General features: G+C 57.8%; 1 protein-coding gene. It reads right to left on the bottom strand.

What is annotated here, in order from left to right; translation table 11 throughout:
• Window positions 1-2,259 (bottom strand): non-ribosomal peptide synthetase (locus tag G9G53_RS25535; protein ID WP_165150868.1); only part of this gene is annotated, 2,259 nt, incomplete at both ends.

Genomic DNA, 2,259 nt, shown 5'->3' with positions numbered 1-2,259 from the left:
CACAATCACCATCGTGCCTCCGTTGTACAGCGTCCGCGCGATATCTCCCACGAACACGTCGAACGAGAAGCTTGCGAACTGCAGCAGCCGCACCGGGAACTGATCCAACCGGTATTCCCGCTGGTAGCCCGCCGCCGTGTTCACCAGGCTGCGGTGCTCGATCATCACGCCCTTCGGCTTGCCCGTCGTTCCCGACGTATAGATCACGTACGCCAGATCCTCCGGACGGGCTTCATGGAAGCTGTCGGCATTCGTCCGCTCCTCGCTGTACGACGCTTCGTCGTCCAGGTACAGCACCGCCGCCAGCGCCAGCTCCTCTTCGCCGAGCCAAGCTTCAGCACGCTCTCGCAGCGGCGTTTGCGTCAGCAGCACCTTCGCTCCGCTGTCTTCAAGCATGAACCGCACGCGCTCCGCCGGATAATCCGGGTCGAGTGGCACATACGCCCCGCCCGCTTTCCAGACGGCCAGCACGGCCACCAGCAAGTCCACCGAACGCTCGGCCAGAATGCCGACGATCGTCTCCCGGCCGATGCCGTTTGCGCGCAGCGTAGCCGCCAAGCGATTCGCCCGCTCGTTCAGCTCCGCATACGTCAGCCGGTCGTTCTCGTACACGACGGCCGCCGCTTCCGGTGTGCGCTCCGCCTGTTCCTCGAACAGCCGATGGAACGCCGCCACAGGAGCCGCTTCCGGCTGCGCCGGGTTGAACGCGCCGAGAATTTGCTCTTTTTCCTCTGCCGTCAACAAGTTCAGCTCGGCAATCTTCGCATCCGGACGGCTTACGATCGCCGCAAGCAAATGTCCGAAATGAGTCGACAGCCGCCGGATCGTGCTTTCTTTATAAAGAGCCGTTGCGAATTCAAAGCTGCACTCCAGGCCGCCGTTTTCTTCCGTAACATCCACACTCAGGTCGAACTTGGCCGTGCCGTATTCGCTAGGGTACGGGGACAATTTCAGCCCTTCCAGCCCAAACTCTTTGTCCTCCAAGTTTTGCAGGGAGAACATCGTGTCAAACAGCGGGTTGCGGCTCAAATCCCGGCTGACCTGCACTTTATCGACGAGCTCTTCGAACGGATAATTCTGATGCTCGTAAGCGCCTAAGGTCGTTTCTTTCACTTCTTCCAGATACGACAGGAAGGTCTTCTCCGAAGCCGGATAATTGCGGAGCGCCAGCGTATTAACGAACATTCCGATCAAAGGTTGCGTGTCTCCGTGCGTTCTGCCCGCAATCGACGTTCCGACGATCAAATCGTCCTGACCTGTGTATTTATGCAAAAGCACGGTATATGCCGCAAGCAGCACCATATACAGCGTCGTTCCTCTTTGAGCCGCCAGTTGCTTTAAGCCTTCGTTCGTTGCCTCGTCCACGAAGGACGTCAGCGTTTGTCCCTCAAAGCTCTGCACGGCAGGACGCGGATAGTCCGTTGGCATTTCCAGAACCGGCAGTTCACCCCGGTAACGGTCCAGCCAGTAAGCTTCCTCGCGTTTCAACTGCACTTTTTGCTCGTCCGACTGCTGCCATACCGCATAGTCCTTGTATTGAATGCGCAAAGGCTCTAATGACTCGCCACCGTACAGACGAACGAGTTCCTCGACTAACACGTCCATCGAAACCCCGTCGGAGACGATATGGTGCATGTCGAACATCAGCAAATAACGTTCGGCTGCCAGCTCTACAAGCTCCGCCCGCAGCAACGGAGGCTTCGCCAAGTCGAAAGGCCGGATGAAGGCCTGCACGACTTCAGGCGCTTCTTCCTCGCTCGCATGACGGTACTCGACAGCAAAGTCGACGCTCTCGTAAATGCGCTGTATTGCTTCGCCTTGTACGATCTCAAAGCCGGTTCGCAGCGTTTCGTGCCGTGCGATCAGTCCCCGGAAAGCCTTCTCCAGCAGGCTCCGGTCAATCGATCCTTCCAGCAGCAGCACGCCCGGCATGTTGTAGCTCTGATCGGCCCCTTCCAGCTGATTCAGGATAAACAGCCGCTTCTGAGCCGAGGAAAGCGGATAATATGCTCTTGCGCCTGCCCGCGGAATCGACGAGAACAATTGCTTTCCGATCCGGGAGATGGCAAGAGTCATCTCTTCGATTGTCGAGTAGCGGAATACGTCGCGCAACGGAAGTTCGACGTTCATTTCCTTCTGAATCTTGCTGACAAGGTTCGTCGCCCGCAAGGAGTGGCCTCCAAGCTCGAAGAAATTGTCCAGGACTCCAATGCCGGAGTAGCCCAGTACTTCCTCCCAGATCTTCACAAGCTGGGACTC

The sequence above is a fragment of the Paenibacillus sp. EKM206P genome, assembly GCF_011066155.1.
Lineage (GTDB): Bacteria > Bacillota > Bacilli > Paenibacillales > Paenibacillaceae > Paenibacillus > Paenibacillus polymyxa_D.
This window is presented reverse-complemented; position numbering and strand designations above follow the sequence as displayed.